The 17364-nt window shown below is 73.5% G+C and carries 10 protein-coding genes and 1 pseudogene; 4 read left to right on the top strand and 7 right to left on the bottom strand.

Annotated features, from left to right (window positions below):
* Nucleotides 1-10 precede the first annotated feature (10 nt).
* The 5 genes from ACH4TG_RS15935 to ACH4TG_RS15915 form a co-directional block, all read right to left on the bottom strand.
* Nucleotides 11-1507, bottom strand: a complete 1497-nt coding sequence (locus tag ACH4TG_RS15935; protein WP_398242868.1) for a sensor histidine kinase — start codon at nt 1505-1507, stop codon at nt 11-13.
* Between the two features lie 233 nt (nt 1508-1740).
* Entirely contained in the window at nt 1741-2121 is a 381-nt protein-coding gene (locus ACH4TG_RS15930; protein WP_398242867.1) for a VOC family protein, read from the bottom strand.
* 352 nt (nt 2122-2473) lie between these two features.
* On the bottom strand, nt 2474-3220 hold the full coding sequence (locus ACH4TG_RS15925; RefSeq protein WP_398242866.1) for a phosphotransferase family protein: 747 nt from the start codon (nt 3218-3220) through the stop codon (nt 2474-2476).
* A 124-nt stretch (nt 3221-3344) separates the two neighbouring features.
* Nucleotides 3345-4187: an alpha/beta fold hydrolase gene (locus ACH4TG_RS15920; protein ID WP_398242865.1), complete on the bottom strand. Its 843-nt coding sequence runs from the start codon at nt 4185-4187 to the stop codon at nt 3345-3347.
* A gap of 4 nt (nt 4188-4191) precedes the next feature.
* Nucleotides 4192-4809, bottom strand: coding sequence for a dihydrofolate reductase family protein (locus ACH4TG_RS15915; protein ID WP_398242864.1), 618 nt, complete (start codon nt 4807-4809; stop codon nt 4192-4194).
* Nucleotides 4810-4946: 137 nt separating this feature from the next.
* On the opposite strand from ACH4TG_RS15915, the gene ACH4TG_RS15910 reads away from it, so the two are divergent.
* The 4 genes and pseudogenes from ACH4TG_RS15910 to ACH4TG_RS15895 form a co-directional block, all read left to right on the top strand.
* Nucleotides 4947-6914, top strand: coding sequence for a S9 family peptidase (locus ACH4TG_RS15910; RefSeq protein ID WP_398242863.1), 1968 nt, complete (start codon nt 4947-4949; stop codon nt 6912-6914).
* A 523-nt stretch (nt 6915-7437) separates the two neighbouring features.
* Nucleotides 7438-10686: a family 78 glycoside hydrolase catalytic domain gene (locus ACH4TG_RS15905; protein ID WP_398242862.1), complete on the top strand. Its 3249-nt coding sequence runs from the start codon at nt 7438-7440 to the stop codon at nt 10684-10686.
* A 192-nt stretch (nt 10687-10878) separates the two neighbouring features.
* On the top strand, nt 10879-14193 hold the full coding sequence (locus tag ACH4TG_RS15900) for a family 78 glycoside hydrolase catalytic domain (RefSeq protein ID WP_398242861.1): 3315 nt from the start codon (nt 10879-10881) through the stop codon (nt 14191-14193).
* Nucleotides 14194-14606: 413 nt separating this feature from the next.
* Nucleotides 14607-15098, top strand: a pseudogene (locus tag ACH4TG_RS15895) (TetR/AcrR family transcriptional regulator); the annotation flags it as partial.
* Between the two features lie 46 nt (nt 15099-15144).
* On the opposite strand, the gene ACH4TG_RS15890 reads toward ACH4TG_RS15895, so the two are convergent.
* Nucleotides 15145-16266, bottom strand: coding sequence for a mandelate racemase/muconate lactonizing enzyme family protein (locus ACH4TG_RS15890; protein WP_398242860.1), 1122 nt, complete (start codon nt 16264-16266; stop codon nt 15145-15147).
* Nucleotides 16263-17321, bottom strand: coding sequence for a Gfo/Idh/MocA family protein (locus ACH4TG_RS15885; protein ID WP_398242859.1), 1059 nt, complete (start codon nt 17319-17321; stop codon nt 16263-16265). Before ACH4TG_RS15885 ends, ACH4TG_RS15890 begins: the two co-directional genes overlap by 4 nt.
* Between the last annotated feature and the right edge of the window lie 43 nt (nt 17322-17364).

The raw sequence follows: 17364 nt of genomic DNA, 5'->3' as shown, positions 1-17364 counted from the left end.
CGCTGCTGAGTCACTGTTCTCCCTTGCTTCCCGGCCCCGAAGAGCCACCGCCGTTCTCTGCTGCCTCACCGGCCAGGGCGCTCTGGAAGGCGCCCAGCCACAACCCGGGCTGGACCTGCGGCTGCTCCTGCGTCTCGTCAGGGGCGTTGTCCGGCGCGGCCGGCTCGGTCACCCGGCTCCTGCGCTGCCGCTGCGGCAGCCCGCTCGCCGACCGCGCGGCCGGGGCCGGAGCGGGCGCTTCGGCCTGCGGCGCCGCGGGCGGAGCCTCCGTGTGCTCGACCGCGCGCGGCCCGCGGGTCTCCGCCACCGCCCGCGGCCCGGCGGAGGTGCCGATGCCGTGGGCCAGGCCGCTCGCGGCCGACGCGGTGGTGATCAGCGTCTGCGGGAGGACCAGTACGGCGCGCACGCCGCCGTAGGCGGACGAACGCAGCGCCACCTGGAAGCCGTACGCCTGCGCGAGCCGGCCCACCACGGCCAGGCCCAGGCGCGGCGTCTCGCCCAGATCGTTCACGTCGATGCCCTGCTGGGCCTGCTCCAGCGTCCGCTCGGCCCGCCTGCGGGCCTCCTCGCTCATGCTCACGCCGCCGTCCTCGATCTCGACGGCGATCCCCGACTGCACCTCGACCGCGGTGACGTGCACCTGGGTGTGCGGGGGGGAGTAGCGGGTCGCGTTGTCCAGCAGTTCGGCCAGCGCGTGGATGAGCGGCTCCACGGCGAGGCCGACGACGGCGACCTCGGTGACCGAGTGCAACTCCACACGCTGGTAGTCGATGATGCGCGACATCGCGCCGCGCAGCACGCTGTACAGGGGCACCGCCCTGCTGCGCTGGCGACCCGGACGCGCCCCGCCGAGCACGGCGATGGAGTCCGCGAGCCGGCCGATCAGCGCTGTGCCGTGGTCGATCCGCAGCAGGTCGCCGAAGACCTCCGGCATCTGGCCGTGCCGCTCCTCCATCTCGCGCAGTTCCTGCGACTGGCGGTGAATGATGGCCTGGACGCGCCTGGCGATGTTGACAAACGCCCGCTGCGCCGAGTCGCGCAGATCCTCCTCCGCGACGACCGCCTCGAGGACCGAGGTGAGCACCGCCCGGTGCGCGGCCCTGAACTCGGGGGTGAGCCCGGCCCGTTCGGCCCCCGCTGCCTCGGCGGTGAGGGAGGCGAGCACCGTCTCGGGGAACTCTCCCTTGCGGAGCCGCTCCATCATCTCCGGCAGCACTTCCACGTGCAGCCGTACGGTCTCCGCCTCCTGCCGGGCGAGCGCCGCCTCACGCCCCGCGACCTGGGCGCGGAGCGCCACGATCTGCCGGCCGCGGCGTTCCGCGGCGGCCACCGCGAAACCGGCCACGGCCACGGCCACCACCCCGAGCACGATCACGGGTGTGCGCGCCGACGACGGGGCCAGGGACGCGACGAGTGCGGTGGCCACCACGATCGCAATGGGAGGTAGGTACCACATGTATGACGCAGCGGGCCGCCCGGCGGTCGGCGACGCTTCCTCTCGGACCATCAACTTCCTCAAACCATTGCGCGGAACGATCTTATGACAATGGGCGGGAGCATAACGCCATGCAGGAGCGGTGTGTGACCATGCGTCAGATGGTTTTCGGCGCATTCCAGCCAGCGTTGCCCGATGTGAGCGGACTGCTCCGACGGCGCTTTTCCGCCATCGTGCGACCGCCGGCCGGGCACGGCGTGCGCCTGCCGGCCCGGCCGCCCCGCGTCAGCTCCCGGGCCGCGCCGTCACGGCCACACGGTGGCCCCCGCCCGGAAGATGTCCGGATCGCTCTCCACGGGCAGGACGCACAGCAGATGCCCGCCCGGTACGCGGAGCACGCGGCACTCCTGCCACTGCGAGATCTGCTCCGCGCCCAGCGCGATCAGGCGCGCGGTCTCCGCCTCGACGTCGTCGGTCTCCATGTCCAGGTGGATGCGCGGCGCGTCGTCGACCGCCTGAACGGCGGTGACCAGTCCGGGCAGGGCCTGGTGGAGCGTGGTGAACTGCGGTTCCGGCGGGAACGGCCGGGCCTCCACGCCGAGAGCCGCCGACCAGAAGCGCGCGGCCCGCGCGGCCTCGGCATCGGGCGCGTCGATGATCACGGCGTATACACGGCTCCGGTGCACGTACGGCCACCTTCCCTCGACAGGTCGCGAACGGCCCCGCACCCTACTCGCCACGGCTGCCGGTGTCGTGACCGACGGCCGCGGTGCCGGCCGGCCTCGCCGCGCCCGCGGCCGGTGCGGGCATCCCTGCCCTCAGGCGTTCCCCCCGGCCTGACGTACCGACGCGGTCGTGATGAGAGGGGTCTCGCGCTTGGCGGAGGATCCTTCGAGAGGTGGCTGGTGTCCGCGTTCGAACCACACGCTGCGAGTCATCGGAGACGGCCGCGGCCTTGGTCGACCAGGCTCTGACAGCCCTCCTCCTCTCCGCGGCCGGACCCGTCCGCGCACTCATGACAGTCCGACCCGCGCGGCCTCACATCCGGGATCTCAGCACGTCGACCTCGCAGCCGGGCGCGGTCGGGTCGAAGCCGTGCTCGGACAGCCAGCGGATGGCCAGCAGGCTGCGCAACGACCACCACGCGCGGATCACGTCGAGGTCGACGTCGGTGCCGTAGCCGGCGACGAGGTCGCCGAGGTGCTCCTCGTGTCCGAGGGTCAGGATGGCGAGGTCGAACAGGGCGTCGCCCTGGCCCGCCTCGGACCAGTCGATGATGCCCGTGATCTCGTCGCCTTCGGTGAACACGTGGGTGATCTGCAGGTCGCCGTGCGCGAACACCGGGGTCCACGGGCGGAGCGCGGCCTCCGCGACCTGGCGGTTGCGCGCGACGAGGTCGGCGGGCAGGACGCCGTTCGTCACGAGCCACGCGCATTCGCGGTCGAGGTCCGCCGCCAACTCGTCGAGGCTGCGGCCGCCTTGGCCGGGCCAGGCGGGCAACGGCGCGTCGTGCAGCTTCCGGACGGCGGCGCCCACCGCGGCCCACGCCGCCGGGGACGCGGTCGACGGCTCGCCGAGGCGGCCGAGCGCCGTCCCCGGGACCGCGGAGATCGCGAGTACGGGCGGCTTGCGCCACAGGACCCGCGGCGTCGGGACCGGCGCCAGGGCCATCGCCTCGACCTCGACGTCGATCCGCGCCTGATCCCCGTCCACCTTCAGGAACACGTCGCCGACCCGCAGGGTCGCCCGCTCGGAATGGGCGACGACGACTTCAACCTCGTCCATGGGCGACCAGTATCCCGGCGCCGATCCTCGGCGTCGCCGGATTTACCGCCGCCCGACCGGCGCGGCCATCCACGCGCCCGGTGCGTGGATGGCGAGGCCGGATCCGCGCGGCACCGGCCGTTCCCTACCCCAGCCCGAGCATCGCCTCGGCGACCTCGCCGGCCGCCGCCGCGGGGATCGCCGTGGCGGCCTCCTCGAGGACGAGCAGCCGTGCGCCCGGGATCTCGCGGGCGATCGCCTCGCCGTTGCCGACGGGGAAGAACCGGTCGCGGCGGCCGTGGACGACGAGCGTGGGCACCTCGATCTCCGGCAGCCGCTCGCGCCAGCGGGGTGTGCAGTCCAGCCTGGAGAACACCATGCCCAACTGGTTGGCCAACTGGACCGGCGGAGCGGTGCCGGGCGTGCGGTCCCAGATGCGCGCGGCGACGGCGCGCGCGGCGGCCGGGTCGTCGCCGCGGATCTCCGCGCCGCCTGCGACGAACTCCGCGACCGCCTCGCGGTCGGCCCAGTCGGGCATGGGCCGCGCGAACAGCCGGCTCATCATCGCCTGGTCATGGCCGGGCAGGTCGTCGTCGGGCGGGCCGGGGGCGACCGGGCGGGTGCCGACCAGGGTGAGCGCCGAGAACGCGGCCGGATGGTCGAGCGCGGCCACCTGGGCGACCATCCCGCCGACGCCGATCCCGGCGAGGTGCGCAGGTCCCCCGCCGAGCGCGTCGGCGAGGGCCGCCGCGTCGGCGGCGAGGTCGCGCAGGGTGTAGGCGGGCGCCCCCGGATCCCCCGCCGCCGACTCCCCGCTGTCGCGCAGGTCGTAGCGCACCACCCGGCGCCCGCCGGTGGCGAGGCGCGCGCACAGCGCGTCGGGCCAGGAGAGCATCGTGGTGCCGCCAGCGAGCAGGACGAGCGGCGCGTCGCGGTCACCGAACGACTCGATGCCCAAGGTGACGTCATTGACGTGGACCGTGGTCACCGGATCACCGCACGAGGTCGTAGGTCAGGTGCGTCGCGGTCGATGTCGCGAGCACGCTCCGCTGCACCAGGGTGCGCGGCGCCGCGCCGGTGAACAGGGGCGTCCCGGCGCCCAGCACGACGGGCGCGAGGTGCAGCGTCAGCACGTCGACCAGGCCCGCGTCGAGCGCCGAGCGGATCGTGGCGCCGCCGCCCATGAGGACGACGTCCAGGTCCTTGCCGCTCTCCGAGGACGCCGCCTCGGCTCGCTCGCGGGCGGCGGCGACAGCGTCGGGCAGACCGGTGGTGACGAACGTCCAGTCGAGGTGGGTGGTCCGCACCGTCCGCGGCGGCGAGCCCGTCACGACGACGAACGCGGGCCGGCCGACCTCGCCGGCGCCGTAGCCGGACGTGTCGTCCCAGCCCTTCGGCCCGTCGACCAGGTCGAACAGGTGGCGGCCGAGGACGACGGCGCCCGAGCGGGCGGTCCCCTCGCGCAGCAGCCGGCGGTCGTCGGGGTCGTCCGAGAACGCCCACGTGTGCAGGGCCTCGCCGCCGGTGCCCAGACCGCTGTCCACACTGGGGTCGGGTCCGGTGACGAAGCCGTCGAGCGAGACGGAGATGTCAGCGATGATGCGCGTCATACCAGGGCAGACCCGATCCGCCGCCCGAACTCATCGCTCACGCGGCCAGCGGCCCGTTCTCCGAAACCCGACTGACACGGGATCCCCGGTGCGACAGGATGTCCGTTCGCCGTGCTGACGAGTGAAAGACAGGCCGCATGCCGCATCCCGCGCCGCAACCGACTCCCGAGCCGACCGACCTGCTCACCGCGGAACTGGTGGTGGACGTCGCCTCCCCCGTGACGCCGGCCCTCTCGCCGGACGGTCGCCTGGTCGCCTACGGAGTGGTCGCGCACGGTGGCAAGGACGGCCGTCCGCACAGCTCCATCTGGGTCGTCCCCGCCGACGGCAGCGCAGCCCCGCGCAGGCTGACCGACGGCACGGCCCGCGACGCCGGCCCGAAGTGGTCGCCGGACTCGGCTTCGCTGTTCTTCACCTCCGACCGCGAGGAGCCGGGCACCGCTCAACTCCGGCGGATCCGCCTGGACGGCAGCGAGGACACCGCCGAGGCGGAGTCCCTGACCCGATGGCGCGGCGGCATCAGCGACCACCACCCGCTCGCCGACGGCCGCACCGTCGCGCTGCTCGCCGAGGACGAGCCCACCGCGGAGGACGAACGCCGCGCGGCCGAGGGCGACGACGCGAAGGTCTGGGGCAAGCACCTCCCGGTCACCCGGCTGCGCCTGCTCGACCTGGAGACCGGCGTGATCCGCACCGTGGACGGCCTCGGGGACCGCCATGTCGTGGAGTTGACCCAGCGTCCGGACGGCGGCCCGCTGGCCGTGCTGAGCTGGGCCGGCCCCGAGGTGGAGTCCGGCCTCACGACGGCGGAGCTGCATCTGGCCTTCCCGGGGACGGCAGCCGTCCAGGACCTGGGCCAGGTCGGAGCCGAGGCCGAGTCCCCGGTCTGGTGGAACCACGACGGTGCATGGCATCTGGCCCACCTGGCAGTGACTCCTGGGCACTTGGTGGGCGCGCTCGCCGTGATCGACACCGTCCCGCCCGCGACCGGCCCGGCCGTCGAACAACGCAACCTCACGTCCGGCATGAGCCCCACACCCACCGAGCTGGCGCAGGTCGCCGACGGGCCGCCGCTGGCGCTGTTCGCGGGCGGGCTGGACACCGCGCTGTACCGGCTCGACCCGGAGTCGCTGCGGTTCCACCAGCTGTCCTCCGCGCCCGGCACGCTCGCCGGACTCACCGCGAGTCACTCAGGACGGACCCTCGCCGTGCTGGCCAGCACGGCGCACGAGCCCAGGAACGTCCACGCGGGACCTCCCACGGGCGGGCCGCTGGTCAGGCTCAGCGACACCAGCCCCGAACTGCGCGGGATCCGCTGGGGCGTCCAGGAACGGCTCGGCTACCGGGCCTTGGACGGACTCCCGCTGGACGGCCTGCTGATCCTGCCTGCCGGCCGGACCAGGGCAGACGGCCCGTTCCCGCTCGTCACCCTGGTCCACGGCGGCCCGTACTTCCGCTACGCCGACGAGTTCGCGCTCAACGCGGTCGACTGCGGCCAGTGGCTGGCGACCGCCGGATACGCGGTCTTCCTGGCCAACCCCCGGGGCGGGTCGGGCCACGGCCACGCGTTCGCCGCCGTGGCGGCGGGCGCGGTGGGAGGCGACGAGTGGACCGACATCCTCGCCGGGATCGACCTGCTGGTCGCCGAGGGAGTCGCCGATCCCGAACGCCTGGGCATCTCCGGCTGGAGCCACGGCGGTTTCATGGCGGCCTGGGCCATCGGCCGGACCGACCGGTTCAAAGCCGCCGTGATGGGCGCCGGCATCAGCGACTGGGGCATGCAGGGCGGGACCGGCGACTGGGGAATCCTGGACGCGACGCTCGGCGGCAGCACCGGCTGGGACGGGCCGGGACCGCACCTCCACGACCGGAACAGCCCGATCTCCTACGCGTCCAGGATCCGCACCCCGATCCTGATCCTGCACGGCGAGCAGGACACCAACGTGCCGCTCGGCCAGGCCGTCCACTTCCATCGCGCACTGCGCCACTTCGGGGTCGACCACGAGTTCGTCGTCTACCCCCGCGAGGGCCACGGGCTCGACGAGCGCGCCCACCAACTCGACGCCCTCCGGCGTACCCGCGCCTGGTTCGACCGCTGGCTGTAACTCGCAGAGAACGGGGCGGCTGAAGGCCGTCCGCCCGGCGTGTGCGCGGTAAGAGCGCCGGCGGCCCCGCACCCGCGCACGGCCCCACGGCCGGTGACGGACAGCCACCGGCGAGGCAGGAGTCGCCCCCGGCGCGGAGCCGGGCAGGCGCACCGCCACCGCCCTGCTCAGGCCCCACGTGGGCGGGGCCGACTGACACCTACGACTGGAATCAATTCCGGCCGTCAAACAGGCCCTTTGGTGCATGATGCCTTGACAGTGCCGGGGGAGCCTACTATCAACTCTCTGGAATCCTTTCCAGTTTGGCTACGGATCGTAGCCGAACTGGGTGCTGCCGCTGTTCGGTCCGACGGTCCCGCGCCAGAAGCCCGGCGCCGTCGTACGCAGGGTCGAGGCCACACCTGCCGGACCTGAGTGCGGCAACCGTTTCACGGCTGACTGCCTCGTGGACCGGGTCGGCTGCCGTGCCCGGGCCCTCGACCCGTCGGGGGCTTCGTCGTGAGAGACGTTCTGGAGGGAACCGATGCGAAGAGCCGCACTGGGAGTGTTCGCCGTGGTGCTGGGGGTGCTGGCAGCGGGAGTCGAAGTGGCTCCCGCCGGTGCGAGTACCGAGTCGTCGATGGCGGCTCCGACCGGACTGTCGGTGGACGACCAGACCGGCCCGGGGCTGGTGACCGTGGGGGACAGCACGCCGACCCTGTCGTGGGTGGACCACGACTCCGCACGAGGCCAGGCGCAGTCGGCGTACCAGGTGGTGGTGTCGCGAGCGCCCGGGCAGGGCGGGCCGGCCGGGACGGTGTGGGACTCCGGACGGGTCCGCGGCGCGCAGACGACGGATGTGGCCTACCGTGGGCCGGCGCTGGCCAGTGACACCTCGTACGTGTGGAAGGTCCGGAGCTGGAACGGCGACGGCGACGCCTCACCCTGGTCGGAGTCCGCCGCGTTCGGCACCGGCCTGCTGAAGCCGCAGGACTGGTCGGCGAGTTGGATCCAGCAGCCCCCGCCGCCGACCCTGGAGGGCGCGGACTGGATCTGGTACCCGGAGATCGCGCCGGGCGGCGCCACCGCTCCCGTGGCGACGCGCTACTTCCGCCGCACCTTCAGCGTGCCGTCGGGAACGGTGATCAAGCACGCCACCCTGGTGCTCACCGCCGACGACAGCAACACCGTGTGGATCAACGGCACGCGGGTCTCCGCGAGCCCCGCCGGCACGACATGGCAGCAACCGCAGGCCGTCGACGTCACCTCCGCCCTGCACGGCGGGACCAACGTCCTGGCGACAGCGGTGGCGAACGCCGGGGGTCCTGCCGGCCTGGTCGCCCGACTGCACATCGAGCCGGCCTCCGGCGACCCCGCCGACGTGGACACCGACGGCAGCTGGGTGTCGGCGCAGCAGGCTCCGGACGGCTGGCAGCAGCCGGGGTTCGACGACTCGGCGTGGCCCGCCGCGCTGGTGGAGGGCGCGTTCGGCAGCGGACCGTGGGGCAACCAGGCCGACACCGCGCGAGCCCTGCGCGATCCCTACCTCCGGCGCGAGTTCTCGCTCGACAAGAAGGTGGCGCGGGCGCGGCTGTACGTGGCGGCGCAGGGCATGGCCGAGGCGTACCTGAACGGCGCCAAGGTCGGCGAGGACGTCCTGGACCCGACGGTGACGGACTGGCAGTCCCGCGTGCTGTACCGCACCTTCGACGTGACCGGCCGGCTCCACCAGGGCGGCAACGCCATCGGGATGCTCCTCGGGCAGGGCAACAACTACCAGGCGGGCCACAACCGGCTGGTGGCGGCGCAGCTCGACGTCACCTATGCCGACGGCAGCACCGCCGTCATCGGGACCGACGCCACCTGGCTGGCCGCCTCCAGCCCCGTCACCTCCGAGGACATGTACCGCGGCGAGGCCTATGACGCGCGCCTGGAGCAACCGGGGTGGGACACGGCCGGGTTCGACGCTCAGGGCTGGACCCCGACCCAGGCCGTCGCACCCGCGTCGGCGGGGTCACCGAAGCTCCAGGCCGATCCCCTCGCGCCCGTCAAGGTCATCAGGAGCGTCGCCCCGGTGAAGGAGACGCGGCTCGGGCCGGGGGACCGGGTCTACGACTTCGGCGACAACTTCGCCGGGTGGGTGCGGATCAGCGCGGCCGCCCCGGCCGGCACCACCGTGGACATCAAGAAGGGCGAACTGCTCGACGCGAACGGGCATGCCGACACGACCAACATCAGCTTCTCCCCGGACGACGGCGTCCGGCAGACCGATCACTACACGTTCCGCGGCACGGGCACGGAGACCTACCACCCGCACTTCGTCTACAGCGGTTTCCGCTACGCGGAGATCACCGGGCTGCCCGACTCCGCGAAGATCTCGGTCGTGGCCGACGCGGTCCACAACGCGGTGCCGACCACGGGGACGTTCACCAGTTCCGACCCCCTGCTGAACAGGATCGACCACGCCACCGGGCAGACCATCGCCAACAGCCTCTACGGCATGCCCTCCTCCGACCCCACGCGGGAGCGGCACGGCTGGACGCGCGACGCGGGCAACGCGGCGGACGCCGCGATGGACACCTACGGCCTGGACACCTTCTACACCAAGTGGCTCGACGACATCGTCACCAGCCAGGGGGCGGACGGCAGCGTGTCCTCCGTGGCGCCCTCGACCATGTTCGGCGGTGTCTACGTCAACGACCCGGCGTGGGCCTCGGCGTATCCGGAGGTGCTCTGGAGCGTCTACACCCGCTACGGCGACTCCTCCGTGCTGGACGGCCACTACGACTCGCTGAAGCGGTACATCGACTACCTGGGCACGATCACCGACGCAGACCACGTCATCGCGCGACCGCAGACGACCTGGGGCAACGACTGGGAGGCCGTCGAGTCCACCCCGGCCGCCCTGTTCCAGACCGGCTACTACTACGAGGACACGATGATCCTCGCGCGGACGGCGCGGATCCTGGGCAGGACCGCGGATGCCGACGCCTACACGCGGCTCGCGGGTCAGATCGCCGACGGCTTCAACCAGCGGTTCTTCCACGCCGACAGCGGCCAGTACGGCAACGGCACGCAGCTGTCGAACGCGATGCCGCTGATGCTGGGCATCGTGCCGCAGGACGACGTCCCGCACGTCCTGCAGGCGCTCGTCTCGAACATCGCCGCCCACGGCCAGCACCTGACCACCGGCTATGTGGGCACGCCCATCCTGCTCGACGTGCTGCGCAGCAACGGCCGCAACGACGTCGTGCTCGCCATGGCGCAGCAGACCGACTACCCCGGCGTCGGTTACATGCTGGCCAGGGGCCCCGGCACCTTCTGGGAGGGCTGGACCGACTCGGACGTCGCCAACGGCCTCTCCAACAAGGACCATCCCGGGCTCGGCACCCCGTTCGGTGACTGGCTCTACACGGGTCTGGCCGGTATCCAGCAGGACCGCTCCGGCTCGGGTTCCGGCTTCAGCTCGTTCACCCTGGCGCCGTCGGTGGTGGGCGACCTGACCCACGTCGCGGCGCAGGAGCAGACCCCGCGCGGCACGGTGGCCAGCGAGTGGAGCAGGAACGGCGACACCCTGACCTACCGCGCGCAGATCCCGGTCGGCGCGCGGGCGACCGTCGACCTGCCGCTGCCGGGCGGCGCCGGCTCCACCGTGCGGGAGGACGGGCACGTCATCTTCAGCGGCGGGCACGCCGGCGAGGCCGACCCCGGCCTGACCGTGGACGGCATGCACGGATCCGTGCTCAGGATGACCGCGGGTTCGGGCCGGTACACCTTCACCGTCCAGCCGTAGGCAACCGGCCACCAGACACGCCGGGTCGGGGCGCGCCAGGCGTCCCACCCGCTCCGTCCGATGCGACGGACACGACCCCCTCTCCGGATCGAGGAGCCCCGAAGTGCGCTCACACGCCCCTGACCCCCTTCTGCCACGGCCTGCCCGACTCGCCGCACAGAGCCCGTGCCGTCCCGCGGAAACGAGGCAGCGATGACACCGCGCAGGCGGCGGATGTCCCGCCGTACCTTCCTCGGCGCGGCCGGCGCGGCGGGGATGACGGCCGCCGCCGGTGCCGCCGCCGGACCGGCGAGCGCGACACCCGATCCGGCGGGCGGCCCGGCGCCGGCACCGGTGCGGCTGACGGTCGACGGCGCGACCACGCCGCTCGGCATCGACTCCGCGGCGCCGCGACTCGCCTGGCAACTCCCCGGTGACCGGCGGGGCGTGCGCCAGCGCGCCTACCAGGTCCGCGTCGCCACCTCGGCTGGCCGGCTGGCGGGCGGCGGCCGGCCCGACGTGTGGGACAGCGGACGCGTCGCCTCCGCCGAATCCGTGGACGTGCCCTACGGCGGGCCGGCGCTGGACGCGCGACGCCGCTACCTCTGGAACGTCCGCGTGTGGGACGAGCGCGGGGTGCCGTCGGAGTGGAGCGAGCCCTCGTGGTGGGAGATGGGCCTGCTGGCACCGGCCGACTGGTCCGCGCGGTGGATCGGGGCCGACACCTCGGACGCGCTCACCTTCGACGGTGCGAGCTGGATCTGGTACCCCGAGGGTGACCCGACGTCGGCGCTGCCGCCCATGACGAGGTACTTCCGGGCGCCCGTCGACCTGCCGGCCGGAGCCGCCGTCACGCGGGCGCGGATGCTGATCACGGCCGACGACAGCTTCGTCCTCCACGTCAACGGAACCCAGCTGGGTGCGACCCCGGCAGGGGCCCTCTGGTACGACGGCCAGGCCTACGACGTCACCTCCGCGCTGTCGGCAGGGCACAACACGTGGGCTGTCACGGCGGTCAACGCGCTCGACACCAACGGCAACCCGTCGCCCGCCGGCCTGCTGGCCGTGCTGGTCGTCGACCTCGCGTCCGGCGACCGGGTCGTGGTGCGCACCGGAGCGGGCTGGCGCGCCTCGACGACGGCCCCGGCGGGCTGGACCGGACGCGACTTCGACGACAGCGGGTGGGCGGCCGCCCGCGCGCTCGCCGTCTACGGCGGCGGTCCGTGGGGCCGCGGGGCGACCGTCCCCCCGGCGCCCGCACCGCTGCTGCGCCGGGAGTTCACGGTGCGGGGGCCGGTCCTGCGCGCTCGCGTCTACGCGGCCGGCGCCGGGTACCACGAACTCGAACTGAACGGCCGCAAGGTCGGGGACCACTGGATGGACACCGCGCCGACGGACTACGACGCGCGGGTCCTCTACGTCACCCACGACGTCACGTCGATGCTGCGGCGCGGTGCCAACGCGATCGGAGCCGAACTCGGCCGCGGCTTCTTCGGCCTGACCACGTCCACGGCGTGGGACTGGACCTCGGCGCCGTGGCACGGAGATCCGCGGCTGGCCCTCCAACTGGAGATCGACTACCGGGACGGCAGCCGCGACGTCGTGGGGACCGGCACCGACTGGCAGACCGCCGACGGTCCGACCCGTTCCGACTCGGTCTACGCGGGCGAGACCTACGACGCCCGGTTCGCCCGGCCCGGCTGGTCGGCGCCCGGGTACGACGCCGGCCGATGGACCGCGCCGGCAGCGGTCGATCCACCGAAGGGCGCGGTGCGTGCGCAGGCCGTCGACCCGATCCGCGTGGTGGAGACGGTGCGGCCGGTGGCCGTCACCCGGTCGAAGGCCGGGACCCAGGTGTTCGACCTCGGCCGGACGCTCGGCGGCTGGGTCGAGCTGCGGGTCAGCGGCGCCGCCGGCACCCGGGTGAGCCTGAAGTACGCGCAGCAGCTCACCGCGGACGGGACCGCCGACCTCGAACAGGGCTACGTCCACGGCGGGCGGTTCCAGACCGACGAGTACGTCCTCGCCGGGCAGGGGACCGAAGTCTGGCATCCGCGCTTCAGCCACAAGAGCTTCCGCTACGTCGAGGTCGACGGCCTGCCGGACGGCGGCACCCTCGCCGGCCAGGAGGTGCGCACGTCGGCGCCGGTGACGGGGTCGTTCTCCTCCTCGTCCGCGCTCTACGACGACATCCACGCGATGGTGCAGCGCAGCCAGGGCCACCACATGCTCGGCATACCGGCCGTGGACGTGATGTACGAGAAGATCGGCTGGACGGCCGACGGGCAGCTCAACGTCCCGTCGCTGGCCACCAACTTCGGCGCGCACCGCTTCTACGCGAACTGGCTGGACGACCTCGCCGACAGCCAGAGCGACGGCACGACGCACACCGACGACGGCCGGATCTGCGTCATCGCGCCCAGCGGCGGCTGGGGGTACGGCACGACCGCTCCCGAGTGGACGGCCGCCTACCCGATCGTGATGTGGGAGCTGTACCAGCGCTTCGGCGACCGGCGCGCGCTCGCCGACCACTACGACGGCGTACGCCGCTATGTCGACTGGGACTTCGCGCGCCGTGACGGCGACGGGCTGGTGAGCAGCGACCTGGGGGACTGGCTGTCCCCCGGCGGCTACACCCAGCCGCCCGAGGACACGCGGCTGACCGCCACCGCGTACCTCTTCCGCGAACTGACGATCGTCGCCGGCAGCGCGCGCGTCCTCGGCCGCGCGGCCGACGCCGCCGCGTACTCCGCGCGGGCGGCCGAGGTGCGCGACGCGTTCAACGCCGCCTTCCTCGACCGCGGGAACGGGCTCTACCGGACCGCGAAGGACCCCGGCTACCGGCAGACCTCGAACGCCGTCCCGGTCGCGTTCGGGATCGTCCCCGACGACCTGCGGGACCGTGTCGTCAGCTCCCTCGTCGCGGACGTGCGGTCCAGGGGCAACCACCTCAACACCGGGGCGGTCGGCACCGCGGTGCTGCTGCCGGTGCTGTCCGCGTCCGGTCACGCCGACGTGGCCTGCGCCGTGGCGGGCCGGCAGGACTTCCCGAGCTGGGGCTACTGGCTGGCGAACGGCGCCGACACCCTCTGGGAGACGTGGGAGCTCGTCCAGAACGGCCAGGGGCGGCCGCCGTCGCACGACCACTACCTGTTCGGGTCGATCGACCAGTGGTTCTACGAGTACGTCGCGGGGATCACCCCGGCTGCGCCCGGCTACGCGCAGATCGGCGTCCGCCCGTACGCGGACGGCCCGCTGACGTCGGCTCAGGCCGAGATCGAGACGGTGCGCGGCCGGGTCGGCGTCAGCTGGCACAAGCCCCGCGAGGACCAGCTGGACCTGACCGTCGTCGTCCCCGGGAACGCGACCGCCGAGGTGACGCTGCCCGCCGACACCGACGCGGTGCTGGAAGGCGGCCGGCCGGCCGAGGGCCGCAGCGACATCCAGCGCGTCGACGCGCGGACCTGGCGGATCGGCTCCGGCCGGTACGCGTTCACCGCCCACCGCCGCCTGACCGGGGCGGACTAGAGATCTGCGGTGCCGGGGGCAACGGCGCCGCTCAGTCCAGGAGGAAGGCGCCGCCCGCGGCCGTCGCGAGGTCCGGCCCGAAGGCGGCCGCGGGTGTCCAGGCGCGGGGCCGGCTTCGCCGCGGGCCAGCAGTTCGGCGACGGTGGCGGTGACATCGGCCGTGAAGTCCATGCCGTCGCCGGCGCGGAGCCAGCCCTCGTGCCGGGTGCCGTCCTCCCACTCGACGACGGCGTGGTCCCAGGAGTGCTCCCGCGGCCTGGGCGCGGCGTTGACCCGTGCCCGGCCGAGCCGGTCGGCGGCGAGGCGCCGCAGCGGCGGAACGGACAGCAGGCTGCCCAGCAGCGGGAGCAGGACGCGCACCGGCAGGACGCTCGGCACGAGGGCGGAGGTGGGGGTGACGACAGCAGGGCTACGACAACGTGACGGTGACCGACATCGCCGAGCGGGCCGGACTCACCCGGCGCTCCTCCTTCCGCTACTTCGCCGACAAGCGCGAGGTCCTCTTCGCCGGCTCGGAGCGCATGCCCCCGGCGCTGGCGGAGGCGGTCCTGGCTGCCGACCCGGACGCGGCTCCGCTCGCCGCCGTCCTCGACGCGCTGGCGCGCGTGGGTACCGACCTCGTCGAGCAGGTGGACGGCGTGACGGAGCGGCGGGCGGTGATCGACGCCAGCCCGGAGCTGCAGGAGCGCGAACGGACCAAGACCGCCGCAATCACCGAGGCGATCCGCGACGCCCTGACGCAGCGTCAGGTAGACGCCGGGACGGCCGAACTGGTCGCGCAGCTGGGCACGGTGGCGTTCCGGCAGGCGTTCCGGCAGTGGATCGAGGCCGAAGGGCGCGCCGGGTTCGGCAGCTGCCTGCACGCGGTGGCCGGCGAACTGCGAGCCGCCCTCGCCGGGACGTGACACGCCGCTCGCCGTCCGGCGGACCCCCGTGGGCCAGGACCGCGGCTCACAGCCGATAGCGGTCCAGGACGCCGGGGCGGATCTCGACGCCGAGGCCGGGAGCCTGCGGCTGGGCGAAGACTCCCGCGCGGGGGAGCGGCGGACCGGAACTGAGCTCGTGCTGCATCGGGTTGGCGAGGGGCTTGATCTCGACCTGGTGGCAGTTGGGGGTGGCGAAGGACAGGGCGAGGCTGGCCGCGGTCACGATGGCACTGGACCAGGCATGCGCGTTGATCTCCCGGCCGCCCGCCCGGGTGTGGGCGGCGGCCGCTCGCCAGCCGGTGATGCCCTCGCACCGGCCGGGGTCGACGCCGACGACGTCGACCGTGCCGGTCTCCACGATCCGCTGCACGCCGCGGGGCGTCCACTCGCGCTCGCCGTAGGCGATCTTCGTGGTGACACCCGAGCGGAGCTGCGCGTAGCCCGCGGGGTCGTCGGCGCCGAGCGGCTCCTCGATCCAGGCGATGCCGAACTCCTCGAAGGCGCGGGTGCGCCGGATCGCGGTGGCCACGTCCCAGTGGATCGAGGCCCCGATGTCGACCATGATCGACGGCCCGGGCCCGAGCTCGCGGCGCAGGGCGGCGACGAACGCGACGTCCCGGTCGTGGTCGACGCCGAGCCGGGCGTCGCCGCGCTTGCCGAACCCGACCTTGATACCCGCGGCGGCGTGCTCGCGGACCCAGCCGGCCATCGTCCGGGCCATCTCGTCGAGGTCCGCGAGCGTCGCGTGGCAGCTGACCAGTGCGGGGAGAGTGGAATGGGCAGGGCCGCCGAGGAGGTCGAGCAGACTCTGGCCGGTCGCCCTGCCCGCCAGGTCCCACAGCGCGATGTCCAGGGCGGAGATGGCGAAGGCCGCGATGCCGCCGACGCCGTACCACCAGGTGTGCTGCTTGAACTCGCTGTGGATGGCGGCGTGTTCGAGGGGATCGCGGCCCACGACGAGGCCGGCCAGGCCCTCGACGATCGCCGCGCAGGCCAGGGTGGCCTCGGGCCACATGGTGACCGCCTCGCCCCATCCGGTCGTCCCGTCGTCGGCCGTCATGCGCACGAACAGCAGATGGCGGGTCGCGTCGTTGTCGTTCGGCTCCGGGTAGGCGACGGGGATCGCCTCGATGCGGGTGATCCTCATGCCAGGGCCTCGAACAGTCCGCTGGAGGCGCTGCGGTAGGCGAGTTCGAGCGCTTCCACGGTGCGTGCTCCCAGCTCGCCCGGCGCCGGGTTGTCCGTGGTGCGGCCGCGCACGAGGTCGACCAGCCGGCGGGCGGGCCGTGAGCCGTCGTAGGCGCCCTCGCCCGGGGTGACCGGGAGGTCCACCTGGCCCTGGCCGGGCCGGAAGATCGACACCCGTTCGCGGAAGACGTCGACGGTGAACTGCCCGTCGGAGCCGACCGCCTCGACCGCCAGATGGTGCTTGTTGCCGTCCGCGCCCAGGAACGAGGAGGCTCCGCCGACGCTGCAGATCCCGCCGCCGTCCAGCGCCAGGCAGATCGCGTCGTGCAGTTCCACCCGTGCGCCCAGCGGAGCCGACATCAGCGCGAAGGCGCCGCGGGCCCGCGCGCCGGTGAGGCCGAAGGCCAGCGCCAGGGCGTGCGAGAGCTGGGCCTGGGCGTAGCCGCCGCCCGACTTCTGCGGATCGGTCCATGTCGCTTGCTCCGGGGCGCTGTCCTGGCTGGCGTCCGGGTAGGCGCCGGTGTCCGCGAGCAGTTCACGGGTCTGCGAGGACATCGTCACCGCCATGTGCTCGACCGCGCCGATGCCCGTCGCGCCCAGCGCCTCGCGTGCCCTGGCGATCATCGGGGAGAAGTTCCAGCCGAAGGAGACGAGCAGGTGGCGGCCCGATCGCTCGGCGGTGTCCACCAGGGACCACGCCTGGGTCGCGGTCAGCGTGAAGGGCTTCTCGCACAGGACGTGCGCGCCCGCCTCCAGGGCTGCCATGGCGTGCTCGTAGTGGTCGGCGGTGGGACTGGCGACCACCGCGATGTCCACGCCGGCGGCCAGCACGTCCCGGTGGTCCTGGCTGGCCACCTGGAACCCGAACCGCTCCTTCACCCGGCCGAGCGCCTCCTCGCCGTGGCGGCACACGCCGACGAACTCGACCTCGTCGGAGACCGCCTCCAGCGCCGGCAGATGCGCCGCCAGCGCCCACGAGCCGGCGCCGATGACGCCCAGACGCAGTTTCGTCACCTTGTCTTCCCTTCGCTTGCCGCTGTCCCGGTCCGCCGGGACC

This window comes from Streptomyces sp. NPDC020917 (assembly GCF_044333795.1).
Classification (GTDB): Bacteria; Actinomycetota; Actinomycetes; order Streptomycetales; family Streptomycetaceae; genus Actinacidiphila.
This window is presented reverse-complemented; position numbering and strand designations above follow the sequence as displayed.